The 20,088-nt window shown below is 39.7% G+C and carries 20 protein-coding genes and 1 other annotated feature; of the genes, 19 read left to right on the top strand and 1 reads right to left on the bottom strand.

Annotated features, from left to right (window positions below; all coding sequences use genetic code 11):
- Positions 1 to 64: 64 nt before the first annotated feature.
- The 11 genes from radA (at position 65) to CUS89_RS11540 (ending at position 9,979) form a co-directional block, all read left to right on the top strand.
- Entirely contained in the window at positions 65 to 1,435 is a 1,371-nt protein-coding gene (gene radA / locus CUS89_RS11590; protein ID WP_019723034.1) for a DNA repair protein RadA, read from the top strand.
- 26 nt (positions 1,436 to 1,461) lie between these two features.
- Positions 1,462 to 2,610, top strand: coding sequence for a PIN/TRAM domain-containing protein (locus CUS89_RS11585; RefSeq protein WP_019723035.1), 1,149 nt, complete (start codon positions 1,462 to 1,464; stop codon positions 2,608 to 2,610).
- A gap of 325 nt (positions 2,611 to 2,935) precedes the next feature.
- Positions 2,936 to 4,396 (top strand): glutamate--tRNA ligase, encoded by a 1,461-nt coding sequence (gltX, locus tag CUS89_RS11580; protein WP_104872239.1) that lies wholly within the window; start codon positions 2,936 to 2,938, stop codon positions 4,394 to 4,396.
- Positions 4,393 to 4,625: a binding site (T-box leader), on the top strand. (Overlaps the previous gene by 4 nt.)
- 81 nt (positions 4,626 to 4,706) lie before the next feature.
- Positions 4,707 to 5,255: a serine O-acetyltransferase EpsC gene (epsC, locus tag CUS89_RS11575; RefSeq protein ID WP_010734062.1), complete on the top strand. Its 549-nt coding sequence runs from the start codon at positions 4,707 to 4,709 to the stop codon at positions 5,253 to 5,255.
- Complete coding sequence (cysS, locus tag CUS89_RS11570) at positions 5,239 to 6,651, top strand: cysteine--tRNA ligase (RefSeq protein WP_104872238.1); 1,413 nt, start codon at positions 5,239 to 5,241, stop codon at positions 6,649 to 6,651. Before epsC ends, cysS begins: the two co-directional genes overlap by 17 nt.
- On the top strand, positions 6,648 to 7,052 hold the full coding sequence (locus tag CUS89_RS11565; protein WP_104872237.1) for a Mini-ribonuclease 3: 405 nt from the start codon (positions 6,648 to 6,650) through the stop codon (positions 7,050 to 7,052). Before cysS ends, CUS89_RS11565 begins: the two co-directional genes overlap by 4 nt.
- Positions 7,036 to 7,899, top strand: coding sequence for a 23S rRNA (guanosine(2251)-2'-O)-methyltransferase RlmB (rlmB, locus tag CUS89_RS11560; RefSeq protein WP_104872236.1), 864 nt, complete (start codon positions 7,036 to 7,038; stop codon positions 7,897 to 7,899). Before CUS89_RS11565 ends, rlmB begins: the two co-directional genes overlap by 17 nt.
- Positions 7,900 to 7,902: 3 nt before the next feature.
- Positions 7,903 to 8,433, top strand: a complete 531-nt coding sequence (locus CUS89_RS11555; RefSeq protein WP_104872235.1) for an NYN domain-containing protein — start codon at positions 7,903 to 7,905, stop codon at positions 8,431 to 8,433.
- Positions 8,434 to 8,510: 77 nt separating this feature from the next.
- Positions 8,511 to 9,086, top strand: coding sequence for a sigma-70 family RNA polymerase sigma factor (locus CUS89_RS11550; RefSeq protein ID WP_104872234.1), 576 nt, complete (start codon positions 8,511 to 8,513; stop codon positions 9,084 to 9,086).
- Between the two features lie 116 nt (positions 9,087 to 9,202).
- Positions 9,203 to 9,448 (top strand): Veg family protein, encoded by a 246-nt coding sequence (locus tag CUS89_RS11545; protein ID WP_010734068.1) that lies wholly within the window; start codon positions 9,203 to 9,205, stop codon positions 9,446 to 9,448.
- Positions 9,449 to 9,541: 93 nt separating this feature from the next.
- Positions 9,542 to 9,979 (top strand): GNAT family N-acetyltransferase, encoded by a 438-nt coding sequence (locus CUS89_RS11540; RefSeq protein WP_104872233.1) that lies wholly within the window; start codon positions 9,542 to 9,544, stop codon positions 9,977 to 9,979.
- A 34-nt stretch (positions 9,980 to 10,013) separates the two neighbouring features.
- Here CUS89_RS11540 and mscL read toward each other — a convergent pair whose 3' ends face one another.
- The gene (gene mscL / locus CUS89_RS11535; RefSeq protein WP_104872232.1) at positions 10,014 to 10,478 is read right to left on the bottom strand and encodes a large conductance mechanosensitive channel protein MscL; all 465 of its coding nucleotides are present in this window, start codon (positions 10,476 to 10,478) and stop codon (positions 10,014 to 10,016) included.
- 224 nt (positions 10,479 to 10,702) lie between these two features.
- Here mscL and yfmF point away from each other — a divergent pair, with 224 nt between their 5' ends.
- From yfmF to CUS89_RS11495, 8 genes are all read left to right on the top strand, one after another.
- Positions 10,703 to 11,971 (top strand): EF-P 5-aminopentanol modification-associated protein YfmF, encoded by a 1,269-nt coding sequence (gene yfmF, locus CUS89_RS11530; RefSeq protein ID WP_104872231.1) that lies wholly within the window; start codon positions 10,703 to 10,705, stop codon positions 11,969 to 11,971.
- The gene (gene yfmH / locus CUS89_RS11525) at positions 11,964 to 13,253 is read left to right on the top strand and encodes an EF-P 5-aminopentanol modification-associated protein YfmH (protein ID WP_104872230.1); all 1,290 of its coding nucleotides are present in this window, start codon (positions 11,964 to 11,966) and stop codon (positions 13,251 to 13,253) included. The genes yfmF and yfmH overlap by 8 nt, the downstream gene beginning before the upstream one ends.
- Before the next feature lie 293 nt (positions 13,254 to 13,546).
- A complete protein-coding gene (locus CUS89_RS11520; RefSeq protein ID WP_104872229.1) occupies positions 13,547 to 14,437 on the top strand; it encodes a helix-turn-helix domain-containing protein in 891 nt (296 codons plus the stop codon).
- Positions 14,438 to 14,608: 171 nt separating this feature from the next.
- Positions 14,609 to 15,187: a CDP-diacylglycerol--glycerol-3-phosphate 3-phosphatidyltransferase gene (pgsA, locus tag CUS89_RS11515; RefSeq protein WP_019723896.1), complete on the top strand. Its 579-nt coding sequence runs from the start codon at positions 14,609 to 14,611 to the stop codon at positions 15,185 to 15,187.
- 226 nt (positions 15,188 to 15,413) lie between these two features.
- Positions 15,414 to 16,658, top strand: coding sequence for a competence/damage-inducible protein A (locus CUS89_RS11510; protein ID WP_104872228.1), 1,245 nt, complete (start codon positions 15,414 to 15,416; stop codon positions 16,656 to 16,658).
- Between the two features lie 105 nt (positions 16,659 to 16,763).
- Positions 16,764 to 17,804 carry a recombinase RecA gene (gene recA / locus CUS89_RS11505; RefSeq protein WP_010734076.1) on the top strand — a complete coding sequence of 347 codons (1,041 nt, stop codon included), beginning with the start codon at positions 16,764 to 16,766 and terminating at the stop codon, positions 17,802 to 17,804.
- 288 nt (positions 17,805 to 18,092) lie between these two features.
- Entirely contained in the window at positions 18,093 to 19,649 is a 1,557-nt protein-coding gene (gene rny, locus CUS89_RS11500) for a ribonuclease Y (protein WP_104872227.1), read from the top strand.
- Positions 19,650 to 19,835: 186 nt separating this feature from the next.
- The gene (locus tag CUS89_RS11495) at positions 19,836 to 20,030 is read left to right on the top strand and encodes a hypothetical protein (RefSeq protein ID WP_104872226.1); all 195 of its coding nucleotides are present in this window, start codon (positions 19,836 to 19,838) and stop codon (positions 20,028 to 20,030) included.
- Positions 20,031 to 20,088 lie beyond the last annotated feature (58 nt).

Raw genomic sequence — 20,088 nt, 5'->3', positions numbered from 1 at the left:
TAAAGTAGATTGAAGTTATCTTTAACTCAAGAAAAGTAAAATGAAAGACAGGTGGTACACCGAAATGGCCAAAAAAGCAAAAGTTCAATTTGTTTGTCAGAATTGTGGCTATGTGTCGCCTAAATTTTTAGGACGTTGCCCAAATTGTGGCAAATGGAACACCATGGTTGAAGAAATCGAACAAGATACAACGGACCGCAGAGTAAGAACGAGTTTGACTGGCGAAAAAGCCAAGCCAACAAAAATCGCTGAGGTGGTTCCTAAAAAAGAACCGCGAGTAAAGACAAAGTTAGAAGAATTGAACCGTGTTCTAGGCGGTGGCGTGGTTCCTGGCTCGATGGTTTTGATCGGTGGCGATCCTGGTATCGGAAAATCCACCTTACTCTTGCAAGTATCACAACAACTGGCTGCTATTGGTGGTAAGGTGCTTTACGTATCGGGAGAAGAGAGTGCGGACCAAATCAAGTTGCGTGCGGAACGATTAGGTTCGATCGACACAGAGTTTTATTTGTATGCAGAAACAGACATGAATGAAATCAGTCGAGCGATCGAACAGATTTCACCTGATTATGTCATTATCGATTCGATCCAAACAATGACTCAACCTGATATCACGAGTGTCGCAGGTAGTGTTAGTCAAGTGCGAGAAACCACAGCCGAGCTATTGAAAATCGCAAAAACAAACGGTATTGCCATCTTTATAGTAGGTCATGTCACGAAAGAAGGCTCGATTGCAGGTCCACGTATGTTAGAGCACATGGTTGATACGGTCTTGTATTTTGAAGGTGAGCAACATCATAGTTTTCGTATTTTGCGTGCCGTCAAAAATCGTTTTGGTTCCACCAATGAGATCGGCATTTTTGAGATGCACGCTCATGGGTTAGAAGAAGTAGCCAACCCTTCACAGATTTTCTTAGAAGAACGATTGGATGGGGCAACAGGTTCAGCAATCGTTGTCGCCATGGAAGGTACACGCCCGATCTTGGTTGAGATCCAGGCTTTAGTCACACCCACGATGTTCGGAAATGCTAAACGAACAACGACAGGGTTAGACTTTAACCGTGTGTCATTGATCATGGCAGTTTTAGAAAAACGAGCAGGATTATTGTTGCAAAATCAAGATGCTTACTTAAAAGCAGCAGGTGGGGTAAAATTAAATGAACCTGCGATCGATTTAGCGATTGCGGTCAGTATTGCATCTAGTTACAAAGAAAAAGGAACACAACCAACGGAGTGTTTTATTGGAGAAATCGGTCTGACTGGAGAAATCAGAAGAGTCAACCAAATTGAACAACGAGTCAAAGAAGTACAAAAATTAGGATTTACAAAAGTATATTTACCTAAAAATAATTTAGGTGGTTGGAATATTCCAGAGGGGATCGAAGTCGTAGGCGTTGCCACACTTGATGAAACCCTTAGACGAGTATTTCGTTAAAATCAAAATGAAATGGAGGAAACAGGATGCAAAAACGTGTCATCACCTTACTGATGATCATCGTTGGTGCCAGCTTAGGGATTTCTTTTTTACCTACGGCTTGGCAGGCGATCGGTCAACAGACAAATGGATGGCTGAATAACACCTTTACCAATAGCTTGTTAGGTGCACTTATTTTCTTTCTATTATCTTTGCTATTGGCAAAACATATAACAGCAGTCATCAAGCAAATTGAAGAAAAATTAAGTGAGGTCAGCTTGACGTATCTCTTATTTGGCGCAATCGGTGCAATTATTGGCCTAACGCTGGGGGTTGTGATCTCAACACCGCTTTACAATATTGAAATTCCTTTTGTGAACAGTGTTTTACCCATCTTATTGATGGTGATCCTTGGCTATTTGGGCTTGCGGATGGGAACGACCCGCATCGAAGAATGGAAGAAAATCTTTGGACCGAGAAGCAAAAAGGTCGAACAGGAAACACCTAGTCAGGTGGAAAGCCAGTTATTAGAACGTAAATTAGATGATCATTTTCACAAATATAAAATTTTAGATACAAGCGTCATTATTGATGGACGTATTTACGACATCACCAAAACAGGATTTCTAGAAGGAACGTTGATGATCCCAAATTTCGTCCTATACGAATTACAATATATCGCTGATTCTGGTGATAGCTTGAAACGGGTACGTGGACGTCGTGGATTAGATATCTTGAACGCATTGCAAAAAGAAGAAGGTATTTCAGTTGAGATGTATGATGGTGATTTTGAAGATATCAGTGAAGTAGATAGTAAGCTGATCAAATTAGCAAAACTATTAGATGGTGTCATCGTCACTAATGACTACAATCTTAACAAAGTTTCTGAGTTTCAAAATGTACCTGTTCTCAACATCAACGCACTGGCCAATGCAGTGAAACCAGTCGTTATCCCTGGTGAGAATATGAATGTACTAGTGGTCAAAGCTGGTACAGAACGTCAACAAGGAGTTGCTTATCTAGATGACGGCACAATGGTGGTTGTAGAAGACGGACAACACTACATGAATGAACGGATCGAAGTCGTGGTAACAAGTGCACTACAAACAGCTGCCGGACGCATGATCTTTGCAAAGCCTGCTCATGCGGGTCGAGGAATCGATAATAAGCGTGAAAATGAGAAAAAAGCGAAATAAAAACGTAATAATAGTAAGTATGAGGTAGTTAGACATCACAAGATTTTTTAGAGAGATGTTTCTGCTTTCTCAGTTTAGGTGGAGTAGGCGAGGATTGAAAAGTAGGCCAAACTATTTTTTCGATTCCCGCCTTCTTACGTAGATTTGAATGACTTTTTCATAATCTCTTTACTATTTAACGTATAAAAGGTAAAATTTGTGCTGAGTAGCTTTAAATTTCAACATTTATCGCTAAAGGAGATCCAACCCAAAACAATCTGATCAGATGTTGTCTTGTCAGCTGTTTTTGGCGTCTCAAAGTCTAGTTTGAAAGAAGAGGAAGAAAATGACGAAAGTACGCGTACGTTATGCACCAAGTCCAACAGGGCATTTGCATATTGGGAATGCACGAACTGCATTATTCAATTATTTATTTGCCCGTCACAATGATGGAGATTTCATTATCCGCATTGAGGACACTGACCAAAAACGAAACATTGAAGATGGCGAAAAAAGCCAATTAGAGAATCTTGCATGGTTAGGGATGGAATGGGATGAATCACCTGAAAATCCAGGTGAATACGGTCCTTACCGTCAATCTGAAAGAAAAGAAATCTATCAACCATGGATCGATCAGTTATTAGCAAGCAATCGGGCTTACAAATGCTATTGTTCAGAAGAAGAATTAGAAGCAGAACGTGAAGCGCAACGTGCGCGTGGCGAAATGCCTCACTACGCTGGTACTTGTGCGAACTTGTCACCTGAAGAACAAGCGAAAAAAGAAGCAGAAGGTATTGTACCGGTGATTCGTTTCCGTGTGCCTCGCAATACAGAATATGCGTTTACCGACATGGTCAAAGGTGATATCACTTTTGAATCAGATAATATCGGTGGGGATTATGTCATCCAAAAACGCGATGGTATGCCAACGTACAACTTTGCGGTAGCTGTTGACGATCATTTAATGAAGATCACTCATGTGTTACGTGGGGATGATCATATTGCGAATACACCAAAACAATTAATGATCTATGAAGCATTTGGTTGGACTGCGCCAACATTTGGGCATATGACCTTGATCATCAATTCTGAAACGGGCAAAAAATTAAGTAAACGTGATGAATCAATTTTACAATTTATCGAACAATACCGTGAATTAGGCTACCTACCAGAAGCAATGTTCAATTTTATTGCTTTACTAGGCTGGTCTCCTGTCGGTGAAGATGAATTGTTCAGTCAAGAAGAATTGATCAAAATGTTTGATCCACAGCGCTTGAGCAAGTCACCAGCAGCATTTGATGCGAAAAAATTACAATGGGTGAACAACCATTACATCAAAGAAATGGATCTAGATGCATTGACAGAAATGTGTTTACCTTATTTGATCGCTGACGGTCGTGTGCAAGAAAATCCAGATGCAGAAACAATCGAATGGGTGAAAAAAATCGTTCGTCTGTATCAACCACAAATGAGTTATGCAGCGGAAATCGTTGAGGTATCAACATTATTCTTTAACGAACACCCTGTATTAGATGAAGCAGCCAAAGAAGTATTAGCGGGTGAAACGGTTCCGACTGTGTTGAAAGCTTTTAAAGAACAACTTACACAAATGGAAGTCGTAGATGCACCAACAGTCAAAGCAGCAATCAAAACAGTACAAAAAGAAACAGGGGTAAAAGGAAAGAACCTGTTTATGCCGATCCGTGTCGCTGTCTCAGGACAAATGCATGGGCCTGAATTACCAGAAACAATCGAATTGTTAGGGAAAGAAAAATCTTTAGCACATTTAAATCAAGTATTGAACTAAACACGATGAACAGAAAGAAGTAAAAAAAGAATGGTTTCAAGAGAGTCAACGGGTGGTGTAAGTTGTCAATTGTTCTTTTTTGAAATGCCTCTGGGAGTGGTCTTTGCGAAGAGGGGTTGATCAATATCAATCTTTGAAAGTAGCTAAGAACGAATAGCAGACGTTACCTGTTAGAGATAATCATTTGATTATGAAAAAAAGTGGAACCACGCCTCATAGCGTCTTTTAATAAGGAAACTTATTAAAAGACGTTTTTTAGTTGTCTTTCGTTGTTCTTACATACAGTCGAAAAAGAAAGGAGAGGAAGTCGATGGAATGGTTCAAACGAGCTGTCATTGCGGTAAAGAAAAATGATCCAGCAGCGCGTACCACAGCAGAGGTCATTTTGACCTATCCTGGGCTACATGCGTTATTTTGGCATCGTTTCTCTCATTATTTATATCGCCATCGTCTCTATTTGATTGCCAAAATGAATGCCCAATTTTGGCGATTCATCACAGGAATAGAAATACATCCAGGAGCGACGATCGGAACGGGTGTGTTTATCGATCACGGTATGGGGATCGTCATTGGAGAAACAGCAGAAATCGAAGATGATGTCGTCCTGTTTCATGGTGTCACTTTAGGTGGTACAGGAAAAGAAACGGGTAAAAGACATCCGACCGTCAAAAAAGGCGCAATGTTGTCCGCCAATGCCCAAATCCTAGGACCGATCACCATAGGAAAAGATGCAAAAATCGGTGCAGGCGCAGTCGTCTTAAAAGATATACCTGATGGGGCAACAGCAGTAGGGATACCAGCAAAAGTTGTCCGAATCAATGGAGAGAAAGTAGGGGATGAGAATGATAAAAATTTATAATACGTTATCAAGAGAAAAAGAGACTTTTGTTCCTTTAAAAGAAGGGCAAGTTGCGATGTATGTTTGCGGACCAACTGTTTATAATTATATCCATATTGGCAATGCACGAAGTACGATTGCGTTTGACACGATTCGACGCTATTTAGAATACCGTGGGTACCAAGTGAACTACGTATCGAATTTTACAGATGTGGACGATAAAATCATCAAGGCTGCCAATGAGCTTGGGATCACGGCGCCGGAAGTTGCTGATCGTTTCATCAAAGCTTTTGAAGAAGATACGAAAGCTTTGAATGTGCAGCCAGCAACGAGCCATCCAAGAGTAATGGACCACATGGAAGATATTCGCGTATTCATCCAAACACTGATCGACAAGGGTTTTGCCTATGAATCGAATGGCGATGTTTATTATCGTACGCGAAAATTTACTGATTATGGTCAATTGAGTGATCAATCGATAGACGAGTTAGAAGTTGGTGCAAGTCAACGTACTGGCGCAGAACAACAGCAAAAAGAAGATCCGTTAGACTTTGCCTTGTGGAAACAAGCGAAACCAGGAGAGATTTCATGGGAATCGCCATGGGGGGAAGGTCGTCCAGGGTGGCATATTGAATGTTCCGTGATGGCAACGAAACATTTAGGCGAGACAATTGATATCCATGGTGGTGGACAAGACTTGGAGTTTCCTCATCATGAGAATGAAATTGCCCAAAGTGAAGCGAAGACAGGTAAAAAATTCGCCAACTATTGGATGCACAATGGCTATGTGACGATTGGTGAAGACGATCAAAAAATGAGTAAGTCTTTAGGGAACTTTATCACTGTCCACGAAATGATCCAAGAGGTTGATCCGCAAGTGTTACGCTTCTTTATGGCAACCACACAATACCGTCGACCGATCCGCTATAGTGAAGCAACGATGAAAGAAGCAGCGACAAACTTACAACGATTGAAAAATACGTTTGATAATCTACACTTCCGTTTTGAAAATGCGGTGGAGGCTCAGTCGGAAGATGAGAGACAAGTAACAGAACTGGAACAATTAGAAATGCGATTCATCAAAGAGATGGACGATGATTTCAATACGGCTAACGGTATCACAGTTGTCTATGAATTAGCAAAATGGATCAATACGTATTTAGAACAGCCGACTGTTTCCAAAACGATCCTATCCAAAAGTGAGGCACTATTTACCCAATGGTTGTCGATCTTTGGTATCTTATTTACGACAGCAGAAATATTGGATGAAGAGATCGAGCAATTGATCGAAGAACGAACACAAGCCAGAAAAAATCGGGATTTCGCCCGTAGTGATGAAATTCGGGACCAATTAAAAGAAAAAGGTATCTTGTTAGATGACACACCACAAGGTACTCGTTGGAGAAGAGAAGCATGAGAGATCATACACAATTAAATGGCTTAGCGCTTGCTTATGTTGGAGATGCCATCTACGAAATCTATATTCGAGATTACTTGATTGAAAAAGGTGAGACAAAACCGAATAAACTGCATCGTGCAGCGACACATTATGTTTCAGCAAAGGCACAAGCTTTTTTGATCCAACAAATGTTGCAAGAAAACCTGTTAACCGAAAACGAAGAGCTTTACTATCGCAGAGGTAGAAATGCCAAAAGTCATACGAGTGCAAAAAATGCGGATATTACCACTTATCGTGTTGCAACAGGGTTTGAAGCCTTGATGGGCTACTTACATCTAACAAAACAAACAGAACGTATGGAAGAATTGATCAAATGGTGTATTGAGAAAGTAGGTGAAACTCATGAGGAAAGAAAATAACGAACGTAACTACCAAAAACGAAATAAAAAAGATTCTCAACGTTTTACAAAAGGCAATGAGAAACGTAGTTCAAAGAAAGAAACAGCTTATGTTGGTCAAGAGGACACGACGAGTGAAGACAACTTTGTATTTGGTCATCATGCGACGGTTGAAGCTTTGCAACAAGGTCGAGGAAATAAATTGTTTCTTCAAGAAGATTCACGGGGAGACAAGGTCGAAGAGTTGAAAAATATTGCTCGAGAACAATCGGTACCAGTCAAGTGGGTTCCTAAGCAAAAATTAGACCTACTCAGCGATCGTGGCGTTCATCAAGGGGTGGTATTAGCAATCACGCCTTATGAATATCTAACGTTGGATCAACTATTGGAACAGGCGAAGAGTAAAACAGAAGCACCATTTTTCTTGATCTTGGATAGTATCGAAGATCCTCATAATTTTGGTTCGATTTTACGAACAGCAGATGCTAGTGGGGTAGATGGTGTCATCATCCCTAAACATCGCGCAGTCGGAATCACACCCATCGTGACGAAAACATCGACAGGCGCCGTTGAGCACGTGCCAGTGGCTCGTGTGACGAACTTAGTTCAGACTGTTCAGCAGTTAAAAGAGCAGCAATTTTGGGTATTCGGAACGGATATGGAAGGAACGAATTTCCAATCTTGGAATGCCAAAGGAGCAATTGCGTTAGTGATCGGTAATGAAGGACGCGGCATGAGTGCAGGCTTAAAGAAAGAAATGGATGAGCTATTGACGATCCCTATGGTCGGTCATGTTCAAAGCTTGAACGCGAGTGTTGCTGCCGGACTTTTGATGTATCAGGCTTTTTCTCAGCGTCAGGGGGAATAAGGCATGAAGAAGCAGCTGTTGATCGTCGATGGCTATAATATGATTGGTTCTTGGCCAGAATTAGTCGCACTAAAAAATCAAGATAAAATGGCGGATGCCAGAGAAGCGTTGTTACATCGTTTATCGAATTATGCAAAATATGAAGGTATTGAAGTAATCGTCGTCTTTGATGCGCAATTAGTTCCAGGTATTCAGCAAAATTATCGGAAATACCAATTAGAAGTCGTGTTCACCAAAGAGGATGAAACCGCAGATACGTATATCGAGCGCATCGCTGGAGAGTTGAATACTCGTTTGACACAAGTGACTGTCGCAACGAGTGACTTAGCAGAACAATGGATGATTTTTTCGCAAGGTGCTTTACGAACTTCCGCGTACGAATTATATAAAACAATTAAAAAAACAGAAAAAAATATTACCCAAGATAATATAAATATGCGTTTTATTGATTTTCGACGAAATTCTCCGTGGAATGAAGAACAATTAGAAAAATTGTCCCAAAAATTGGACGATTTAATGAGAAAAGAAAAATAACAGCCAGATACGATTAGTTATTCAATGATTTGATGGTAAGATTCCTCCATAATCGAAAGTTATGGAGGAATTATTTTATGTCCGAGGAGTTATTGTGCGCCGCCCGTAATGGAGATGAAGAAGCATTTTCTATGCTGTATCAAAAATATTTCCCGTTATTATTACGGTTGAAAAATATTTATTATCTTAGGAATTATGTAAGTGAAGATTGGGAACAAGAAGCGAGGATTGCTCTATATCAAGCACTTAAAACGTACGAAAATAATAAAGGTGTCAGTTTTGGGAGTTATTACAAAAGCATTATCAGTAATCAAATCTACTCTTTATTACGTAAGCAAAACGCGCTAAAGCGTCGAGACCAAAAAAATGAAATTTCTATTGAACAAAAAATAGCAACAGAAGGACCAGATTTTTTAGCCGAGATCACTATTCAGGAACCTGTTGCGATGCAACAATTGCTATTAAAAGAAGCTTTCGAAGACTGCGATATAAAATTCTCGACAAAAGAGGCAAAAATCTTTCAACATTATATGCAAGGCAACGATTTTAGCGAGATGGAGAGAGAACTATCAATGGATATGAAACAAATAAAAAGCGCTTACGGACGAGTGAAATATAAGATAAAAAAACATCTGAAAGATTATAATGAGTGATTTTTTATAACATTACTAATGTTTTTCTTACTTATTTCTATTGCATTTCTTTTTTTGATATGGTAAACTTGAAAAATTTTACTATATATGGTATGATAGTAATTGAGGTGAATTGTATGCCACTAACTTTAGCTACAATCAAAAAAGATTTAGAAGGTCGTATCGGCAGCCAAATCATGTTGGTTGCACAGACCGGAAGAAAGCGTCAAACGGAACGCCGAGGCGTTTTAACAGAAACCTATCCTTCAGTCTTTGTCGTAGACTTGGATCCTGAAGAAAATTCATTTGAACGAGTATCTTACAGTTATTCGGATGTACTTACTCGAACAGTTGAGATCGAATTTTTAACTGAAGCAGTTTAAAAAGCAAGCGGACCTAGATTATACATGAGGTTCGTTTGCTTTTTTGTATCTAACTCGTTATGCTATTAGCAAGAAAGAACGGAGGTCCTGATGATGAAGCATTATGTAAAAAAATTTGCAGAACTAACAACAGCAGAATTTTATGCAATCGTGAAAGAGCGAATCGCCGTATTTGTTGTTGAACAAAATTGTCCTTACCAAGAAGTGGATGAGATCGACGAAATCGCATGGCATACTTATTTTAAAGATGAAGATGGTACGATTTTGGCGTATACCCGTATTTATACAGAAGACGATACAGTTCATTTTGGACGAGTCTTAGTCAATCAGGCGCATCGAAAATCTGGTTTAGGGCAAAAAATCGTGGAACAAACATTAGCGGTGATCGAAGCCAATGCACCTGGACGTCCGATCGTGATCGGGGCACAAGAGTATTTACGATCATTTTATGAATCCTTTGGTTTTCAGGCAATCTCAGAAGTATATTTAGAAGACGGGATCCCACACTTAGATATGAGAAAACAACCATAAAAAAAACAGAAGGGAATCCTTCTGTTTTTTTGTTTCACGCTTTAGTGTCCGTACTGTCAGAAGTTGCTTGGGCAGTTGGGCGTGCATTATTTTCAGCTGTTTGTTGTGCCAATAAATCGCGGATATCACTAAGATAATCTTCCGCAGTAGGTTTGTCTTCCACTACTTCTTCTTCTTTTGGGCGTAAGTTTTTCGCATGATTGGCTGCTTTGACCACTAGGAATAGAACAAAACCAGTAATGACAAATGTAATAATTGCACTAATAACATTCCCAAAAGAAAAGGTGACCCCTTTCGCAGGTGACCAATCAAGAACAGACAATGCGCCATCCAAATCAGAGGTGCCTGTGATCATCGCAACGATCCAACCAACTAAGGGAGTGATCACGCCTTGAACGATTTGATTCACAATACCAGTAAAGGCACTACCAATCACGACACCGACAGCTAGATCTAGCACGTCGCCTCGCATGATAAATTCTTTAAATTCTTTGATCATTGTTTTTCTCCTTTCTTGTTAATCCTAGTATATCGAAGAATAAAAAAATGTAAAAACAACACGCTTAATGATATCCCCACACGTTCGTTCAATCACTTGTATGCTATACTAGAAAATGACTCTTAAAAAAAATCGGACAAAAAAAAGAGAACTTTCGTGTCGTTGAAACAACAACGATCATCGCTAAGAGATCCAAGGATCATGACAAAAAGGAGTAGTTATTTATGGCCTATCAATTGACAGAAGGTGTCAACCTTCATGTGCTTCCAACTAAACAATTTAAGACGATCCGTATTTTTGTACGGTTCACCACAGCCTTAGAAAAAGAGATCGTTACTAAACGTTCACTATTAAGTAGTTTATTAGAGACGAATAGCTTGAACTATCCGGATCAGACACAATTAAGTGCGAAATTAGCTGATTTGTATGGAGCTAGTTTTGGTTTTTCTGTCCGGAAAAAAGGGAATCTACATTGGATGAATGCGGGAATCAGTTTCGTCAATGGCGCGTATGTCAATGACAGTACGATTTTGACGAATGCGGTTTCCTTTTTAAAAGAGGTACTTTTTTTTCCTAATATCAACGATCAATCGTTTGATCAAGCAACATTTGATTTAGAGAAAAATAACTTAAAGCAATATTTGGAAAGCTTAAATGAAGACAAGCAAACAATGGCTTCATTAGCTTTACAAGAATTATATTTTGAACAGTCAGATGCACAAAAAATCCCAAGTATGGGGTCCGTTGAAGAACTAGAAAGCATCACATCAAGCGACTTAGCAGAATATTATGCACGTATGATCAAGGAAGACCAAGTGGATATTTTTGTGGTGGGTGATATCGAAGAAGCAATGGCGATCGAAGCGTTAAAAGAGCTTCCTTTCACTGAGCGAAAAGTGGTACGCCCAGAAATCTTTTATCAACAAACACAAGATAATGTGATCAAGGAACGACAAATTCAAGAACCAGTTGTGCAAGCCAAATTGAATCTAGCCTATCAAACCAATGTTTATTACGATCAGCCGGAACGTTTTTCAATGATGGTCTTTAATGGTTTATTCGGAGGGTTCCCCCACTCCAAACTCTTCATGAATGTACGTGAAAAAGAGAGTTTAGCTTACTATGCTTCTAGTAACGTTGATACTTTTCGTGGATTATTGACTGTACAAACCGGCATCGAGACCAAAAACCGGAATCAAGTATTGCACTTGATCCATCAACAACTGGCAAGTTTACGGAATGGCGAAGTCACTGAATTGGAGCTTGAACAAACCAAAGCAATGTTGCGTAATCACTATTTGTTGTCCTTGGATTCACCACAAGCTGCAATCGAGTCCGCTTATTTAGCGCACTGGCTCCCTGATACCAAGCTGTCGGATGAGGAATGGCTGGCTCGCATGGAACGTGTAACGATCAAAGATATTCAAGAAGTGGCAAACCAAATCGAATTACAAGCAATTTTCTTTTTAGCTGGAGGTGAAGAGAATGAATAAAGAAGAGTATAGTCAAATCAATGAAACACTCTATCACGAAGTCTTACCGAATGGCTTGACGGTCTACCTGTTACCCAAAAACGATTATCACAAAACATATGGTTTATTTAGTACGAATTATGGATCGATCGATAATGAATTTATTCCCTATGGCGCAACGGAAAAAGTGAAAGTTCCTGACGGTATCGCGCATTTCTTAGAACATAAGTTATTTGAAAAAGAAGAAGGCGATGTTTTTCAGTTGTTCGGTCAACAAGGTGCATCAGCGAATGCGTTCACGAGCTTTACGAAAACAAGCTATTTGTTTTCAACGACGGATCAAGTAGAAAAAAATCTTTTGACGCTTCTTGATTTTGTTCAAGCACCTTATTTTACTGAAGAAACAGTAAATAAAGAAAAAGGGATCATTGGTCAAGAAATCCAGATGTATGAAGATGATCCGAATTGGCGGTTATTCTTTGGTATCTTAAACAATCTATATCCCGATCATCCGTTACACATCGACATCGCAGGAACAGTGGAAAGTATCGCTGACATCACAGCAGAAGATCTATATACCTGCTACCAAACCTTTTATCAACCAAGCAATATGGTATTATTTGTGGTCGGTAATATGGAACCAGAAAAATTGATGGAACTGATTCGCCACAATCAAGCTGCCAAAGAATTTCCACCCGCTCAAAAAATCGAACGATTCTTTCCTAAAAATCAAGCCAACGTTCTGCCGACGAGTACCTTAGAAGCAGCGGTCACACGAGAAAAATTTGTGTTAGGGATCAAAGGAATCGATGAGTTACCTGAAAATGGTAGAGAACTACTAAGATATAAAACAGCGATCCGTTTGTTGCTACAATTACTTTTAGGCCCAACCGCACAAAACTATTTATCTCTCTACAACGAAGGGATCATCGATGATAGTTTTGGTTTTGAGTTTAGTTTAGATCGTGAATTTCATTTTGCTGATTTTAGTGGTGACTCGGATCAACCAAAACTTGCAGTACAAAAAGTCAAAGAAATTCTTTTGAACTTTGAATATGACGAAGGAATCACAGAAGAAAACTTGAACTTATTGAAAAAGAAAATGTTAGGGCAGTATTTCCAATCATTGAACTCCATCGAATACATCGCCAATCAATTTACACAAAGTCTATTTGGTGACCAAACCTTGTTTGATCTGCCAGAAATCATTGAATCGATCCAGATGAAGGATCTTCTTCAAGTAGGACGCTCTTTTATCAATGCTGACGTGTTTAGTGAATTTTATATGCAGCCAAAAAAGTAAATCAGTAAAAAATCTGGTTTTCTTGGACATAGTCACTGATTTGTCATGCTTTTCTTAAGAATAAAAGAAAGTTTTAAATTTCAGTTTAAAACAGATGAATTGTTATCCAAAGTAAGTTCGCTTTGTGGTATTCTTAAGTAGATTGAGCGCAAGATTGTTCAATATAGAGGGAACACGATACATTGAGCATGAAGAAAGCAAAAATTCAATGAGAAGCAGTCAGAAAAAATGGTCGATCCTCAGCAGAGAGACAACCTCCTGACTAGAATACACAGACTGGAGAAGATGAACGAGTGGCTTTTGAAACCATCGGGGAAAAATTACGGCAAGCCCGTTTAAACAAAAAAATATCATTAGATGAATTACAACAAATGACGAAGATCCAAAAACGTTACTTGGAATCGATCGATCAAAACGAATTTGATCAATTGCCGGGTAAATTCTATGTTCGTGCATTTATTCGTCAATATGCAGAAGCTGTTGGTGAAGATGGTGATTATTTAGTGGATGTTTTTGATGGGAAAAAATCTTTCGCAGATGAGACCATCAAAAAACGACCGGAACCAGAAACAGTAAGTGGTTCAAGAAAAGCCATGCACGAAGAAGAAAAGAATCTAACAAAATTCTGGACAAGCCTGCCAGTGATTTTATTAGGACTAGTAGCTGTAGCGATCATCACAGTGGTGGCGTATATGTCATGGCAAGATCGTCAATCTGAACCGATCATTGGTGGAACAGCTTCAACGGTATCTGTCGTTGGTTCGATCACGGAAGAAGAATCGCAGACAAGTGAATCGACAGTTGAATCAACCGTAGAATCGACAACAGAATCAACAGAAGAAGAGAAAAAAATGACTATCACACCGGGGCAAGACACAGGAAGTGCGCTTTCGATCGAGGTGAAAGATGCGAAAAAACCGATCACTTTGGAATTCACAGCAAGTGAACGTGTCTGGATCGGTGTCCAATTGAACAATACGTTTGACTATCACTATCAAGAAACCTTGGTTGCCAATGATACAAAAACAACCGAACTTCCAGAAAATACGACAAATGCAATGATCACACTTGGAGCAGCAAGTAATGCAACGGTCAAATTAAATGGCGAAGAACTGCCTATCAACGCAGGGCCAAATAATACGAGCCTGAAGAATATTTCGCTTTCCTTGCAGTATGCAGAGTAACTAGTTTTAAAATCAACCGTGTAAAAGAGAGCCGGAATCTCGTCTTAGGCTCTCTTTTCTTGTTTGGGCATTAACGAATATAGTAGGTAAAAGTTTGTTTAGCAATTGAGAGACTATTGGTGGAAACTTTTGCTGGACTGACGTAAAATAGGAAAGAAAGGAGTCGTTCTTGTGAATTTACCAAATCAATTAACTGTACTTAGAATCTGTATGATTCCAGTGTTTATTTTAGTCGTCGGTCTCCCGTTAGATTGGGGGCAATTAACGGTAGGAACAACGTCATTAGCGATCACTCAGCTAGTAGGTGCCATCATTTTTGCTTTAGCAAGTGTGACGGATTGGCTAGATGGGAAAATTGCTCGCTCCAGAGGATTAGTGACGAACTTCGGAAAATTTGCTGATCCATTAGCAGACAAAATGTTAGTTATGACAGCTTTTATCATGCTAGTAGGACAAGGCAAAGCGCCAGCTTGGGTGATTGCAATCATCGTGTGTCGTGAGTTGGCTGTAACAGGGTTACGCTTATTGCTTGTTGAGGATGGAGAAGTCATGGCAGCTGCTTGGCCTGGAAAAGTAAAAACAGCTACTCAAATGATTGCGATTATCTTATTATTTATCAATAATATCCCATTTAACCTGATCAACGTACCTCTTGATCAAATCATGTTATACGCTTGTCTGATTTTTACCATCTATTCAGGCGTCGATTACTTCATTAAGAATCGTGGCGTATTCAAAGGATCAATGTAAATTCATAGAATCACTTAGTTAGCTTTGAAATCAGATCGGACGTTCCGATCTGGTTTTTATTTTTTTTGACATAGACGCGATCACAGGAATAAATTGAGCAAGGAGAAATGATTCTATCAGCAAATAGCGTATACTATTGGGTAGAGACAATTAGTCAACTAAAGACTGATTCACAGATAAATAGAGGTGTTGCAGAAGCAACCTCAACTAAAGGAAGCGAACGAACATGAAATCGGAAATCATAGCAGTAGGAACAGAATTATTACTTGGACAAGTCGTGAATACGAATGCGACATTTTTATCAGAACAACTAGCAGATCTAGGGATCGATGTCTATTATCACACAGTTGTCGGGGATAATCCGACTCGCTTGGAGGAGTTACTCCAGTTAGCTGAATCGAGAAGTGAACTGATCATTTTATGTGGTGGATTAGGACCAACAGAAGATGATTTAACAAAAGAAGTTGTTGCAAAACACCTTGGTAGAAAGCTGATCCAAAATACAGAAGGGTACAAGAAACTGCTGGCATTTTTTGAAACAACAAAAAGAAAAATGACAGATAACAATTTACAACAGTCCCAAATCATTGAAGGTGGCACGCCATTGCCCAATCGAACAGGCTTAGCATTAGGTACGTTTTATCAAACAGAAAAGAATGCGTATCTTTTATTACCTGGACCACCGAGTGAGTTGAAGCCGATGTTTGTGGAGCAAGTACGACCACTATTAGAACAACAATTCCCTTCAGAAGAAAAATTGATTTCAAAAGTGTTGCGCTTCTATGGGATTGGCGAATCACAATTAGTAACCGATTTAAAAGACTTGATTGCCACACAAATCAATCCCACGATCGCTCCCTATGCTAAGCCAAATGAAGTCACGCTGAGATTGACAGTCAAAACGTCAGATATCCATGCTGGGAATCAAGCGTTACACGCACTGGAAGAGAAAATCCAAGCCCGTGTCGGTGAATATTTTTATGGCTATGGGGATGACTATTCGTTACCACAAGCCGTCGTCGATCTACTAAAAGAACAAGGGAAGACAGTCACAGCGGCTGAAAGTTTGACAGCTGGAGCCTTTCAATCAGCGTTAGGAGCAATTCCTGGCGTCTCTCAAGTCTTTTCTGGTGGCTTTGTGACTTATTCAGCAGAGACCAAAGCAAAGCTCTTAGGGATTGATGCAGGCCTGTTAGAACAGTATGGCACAGTCAGTAAAGAATGTGCCGAACAAATGGCGATCCGAGCGCGCCAACTCGTCGGCACAGATTATGCCGTAGCGTTTACCGGTGTGGCAGGACCTGACACATTAGAAGGGCATCCTGCTGGGACAGTTTGGCTTGCCGTTGCGTCAGAAGAAGGCGTAGAGACAAAAGAATGTCACTTCACGAGAGACCGTCCGGCAATCAGAAATAGCGCGATTATGCAAGGATTTGATCTGTTGAGAAAGCAACTATTAAGAAAAAAATAAATGCGAATATTTGTTCGGTTTTTGCTTGCTTTTTATAAATAAAAAAGATATTATAAACGTAATGAAATGTTACTTTGAGTCGTAAAAATAAGGAGGATTATCGTATTGGCAGATGATCGTAAAGCAGCCTTAGATGCTGCATTGAAAAAAATTGAAAAGAACTATGGGAAAGGTTCGATCATGAAACTGGGCGAAAAAATCGACCAACAAATCTCGACAATTCCAAGTGGTTCTCTTGCACTAGATGTTGCTTTAGGGATAGGTGGCTATCCACGTGGACGGATCATTGAAGTCTACGGACCAGAAAGTTCAGGTAAAACAACGGTTGCACTCCATGCAATCGCAGAAGTCCAAAAAAATGGTGGGACTGCCGCCTTTATTGATGCGGAACATGCCTTAGATCCACAATATGCCCAAAAATTAGGGGTAAATATCGATGAATTGCTCCTTTCTCAACCAGATACCGGAGAACAAGGATTAGAGATCGCTGATGCTTTAGTATCAAGTGGTGCAGTAGATATTGTCGTTATTGACTCAGTAGCAGCTTTAGTACCACGTGCAGAGATCGACGGGGAGATGGGGGACTCACACGTAGGGTTACAAGCTCGTTTGATGTCTCAAGCCTTACGTAAACTCTCAGGATCGATCAACAAAACCAAAACGATCGCGATTTTCATCAACCAAATTCGTGAAAAAGTTGGCGTGATGTTCGGTAATCCAGAAATCACACCAGGAGGACGTGCATTGAAGTTCTATGCAACGATCCGTTTGGAAGTACGCCGTGCTGAACAATTGAAACAAGGAACGGATATTGTCGGTAACCGTACAAAGATCAAAGTCGTAAAAAATAAAGTAGCACCACCATTCAAAATCGCTGAAGTCGATGTTATGTATGGTTTAGGTATCTCTCAAGAAGGCGAGCTATTGGATATGGCAGTCGAAAAAGATATCGTTGACAAGAGTGGTGCATGGTATTCTTACAAAGAAGATCGCATCGGTCAAGGTCGTGAAAACGCGAAAATCTATATGTCAAATCATCCAGAGATGATGGCTGAAGTATCTACATTAGTGCGTGCAGCTTATGGTATCGGTGAACCAGTTGATGTACCAGAAGAAGCACAAGAAGAATTACCATTAGATGAATAAAGAAGTAAGCGGGCATCCGGCAGTCAAATAACTACCGGATGTTTTTTTATTTTTGTCTAGAATAAGACCAAAAAAATAAGTTATTGTCTCTTCAAAACCATCCTTTTTTGAAAATCGAGGAAGCCGTTTCTTTTCGTATTTAAAGTTGACACTACTGGAAACAAACATTAGAATAAACTTGTGCACGTTTTTGTGCACGTATGCAACAGCATATTTATAGTTTAGAATAATTTATCATAGAAATTGGTAGATGATAAAAATGGAAAAGATAGTATGGAGGTGGATTTAATGGGACTCAACATTCTCCTCGCTATCATCGGTTTAATTGTCGGTCTTGGTTTAGGGTTTATGGTTGCGAAGTCACGTCATGAGAAAGAAATTGCTGGTGCAAAAACATCAGCTGCAAGTATTCTTGAGAGTGCAAAAAAAGAAGCAGAAACTCTAAAAAAAGAAGCATTGTTGGAAGCTAAGGAAGAAAATCAGAAATATCGTTCTGAAGTTGAAAGTGAGCTGAGAGAAAGTAAATTAGAGCTAAAATCTCAAGAAAATCGATTGATCCAACGCGAACAAACGTTAGATCGTAAAGATGACTCGTTAGAAAAACGAGAAAACTCACTTGAAAGTAAAGAAGAGGCACTTAGTTCAAAACAGCAATTAATTGAAGAGCGAGAAAAAGACGTTGAAAGATTGATTGAAGATCAACAAAAAGAATTAGAAAAAATTGCTGGTTTATCGAAAGAAGATGCAAGAGAAGTAATCATGAAATCAACCGAAGAAGAGTTGAATCATGAACTGACCTTGATGGTAAAAGAATCAGAACAACGTGCAAAAGAAGAAGCAGATCGCAAAGCGAAGAACTTGCTATCATTGGCTATCCAACGTTGTGCAGCAGATCAAGTTTCTGAAACGACAGTGTCCGTCGTGACATTACCAAATGACGAAATGAAAGGTCGTATCATCGGACGTGAAGGACGAAATATTCGAACCCTTGAAACTCTTACAGGAATCGATTTGATCATTGATGATACACCAGAAGCAGTCGTTCTTTCAGGATTTGATCCAATTCGTCGAGAAATCGCACGAATGACATTAGAAAAACTGATTCAAGATGGACGGATCCATCCAGCGCGTATTGAAGAAATGGTTGAAAAATCACGTAAAGAAATGGACGAACGGATTCGTGAATATGGAGAAGAAGCAGCCTTTGAAGTAGGTGCACACACGCTTCATCCAGATTTGATCAAGATCATGGGTCGTCTACATTTCCGAACAAGTTATGGCCAAAACGTGTTGAAACACTCGGTCGAAGTAGCGAAATTATCAGGAATCTTAGCGGCGGAATTAGGCGAAGATATCCAATTGGCAAAACGTGCGGGCTTGCTTCATGATATCGGAAAAGCGTTAGACCATGAAATCGAAGGTTCTCACGTTGAGATCGGTGCAGAACTAGCTGCGAAGTACAAAGAGAATCCAGTTGTGATCAACGCAATCGCCTCTCACCATGGCGATGTCGAAGCTACTTCTGTTATTTCTGTACTAGTTGCCGCTGCGGACGCATTATCAGCAGCTCGTCCAGGTGCAAGAAGTGAATCATTGGAAAACTACATCCGTCGTTTGAGAAGTCTAGAAACGATCTCAAACAGCTTTGCCGGTGTTGAATCAAGTTTTGCTGTCCAAGCCGGACGTGAAGTACGCGTCATGGTCAAACCAGAAGAAATCTCTGATTTAGATGCGGTGCGCTTAGTACGCGATATCCGTAAACGAATCGAAGATGATCTGGATTATCCAGGACACATCAAAGTAATCGTGATCCGCGAGACTCGTGCAACCGATTATGCGAAATAAAAAATAGTTAAACATAGGATGACCCAACAGATTAGTCTGATGGGTCATTTTTTTGATTCTAGGGCATAACAGATCGTGACAACGCTTATGACTTTAAAATGATCTTTTATAACAGATAGGATATCCATAGTTTTTTAACGGTATAGTAATACTTGAAATAACTATAGTATAAGGAGGCGAAGCATATTGCTGATGAAAATAATGAAATTTGCCGACGATCATCCCTATCTAATCGTCATTTATTCTGGATTGTTTGGGAGTGCTTTTGGGATCACGATTGAATATATCGTGAACCGTGATTTCCTGCCGAGTGGCATTTATAGTCTGATGTTTTACTATGTCATAGAATTGTCGATCGTTAAACTCAAATCTAAAAAATAAATAAATTAAAACAAGACAATAAGAAAAGATATGATTACATACATCCATAAAAAACGGC

It is taken from the genome of Enterococcus mundtii, from assembly GCF_002947535.1.
GTDB classification, from domain to species: Bacteria; Bacillota; Bacilli; order Lactobacillales; family Enterococcaceae; genus Enterococcus_B; species Enterococcus_B mundtii_B.
Note: the sequence above shows the minus strand (reverse complement) of the source record. Positions and strands in the feature narration are given on the sequence as shown.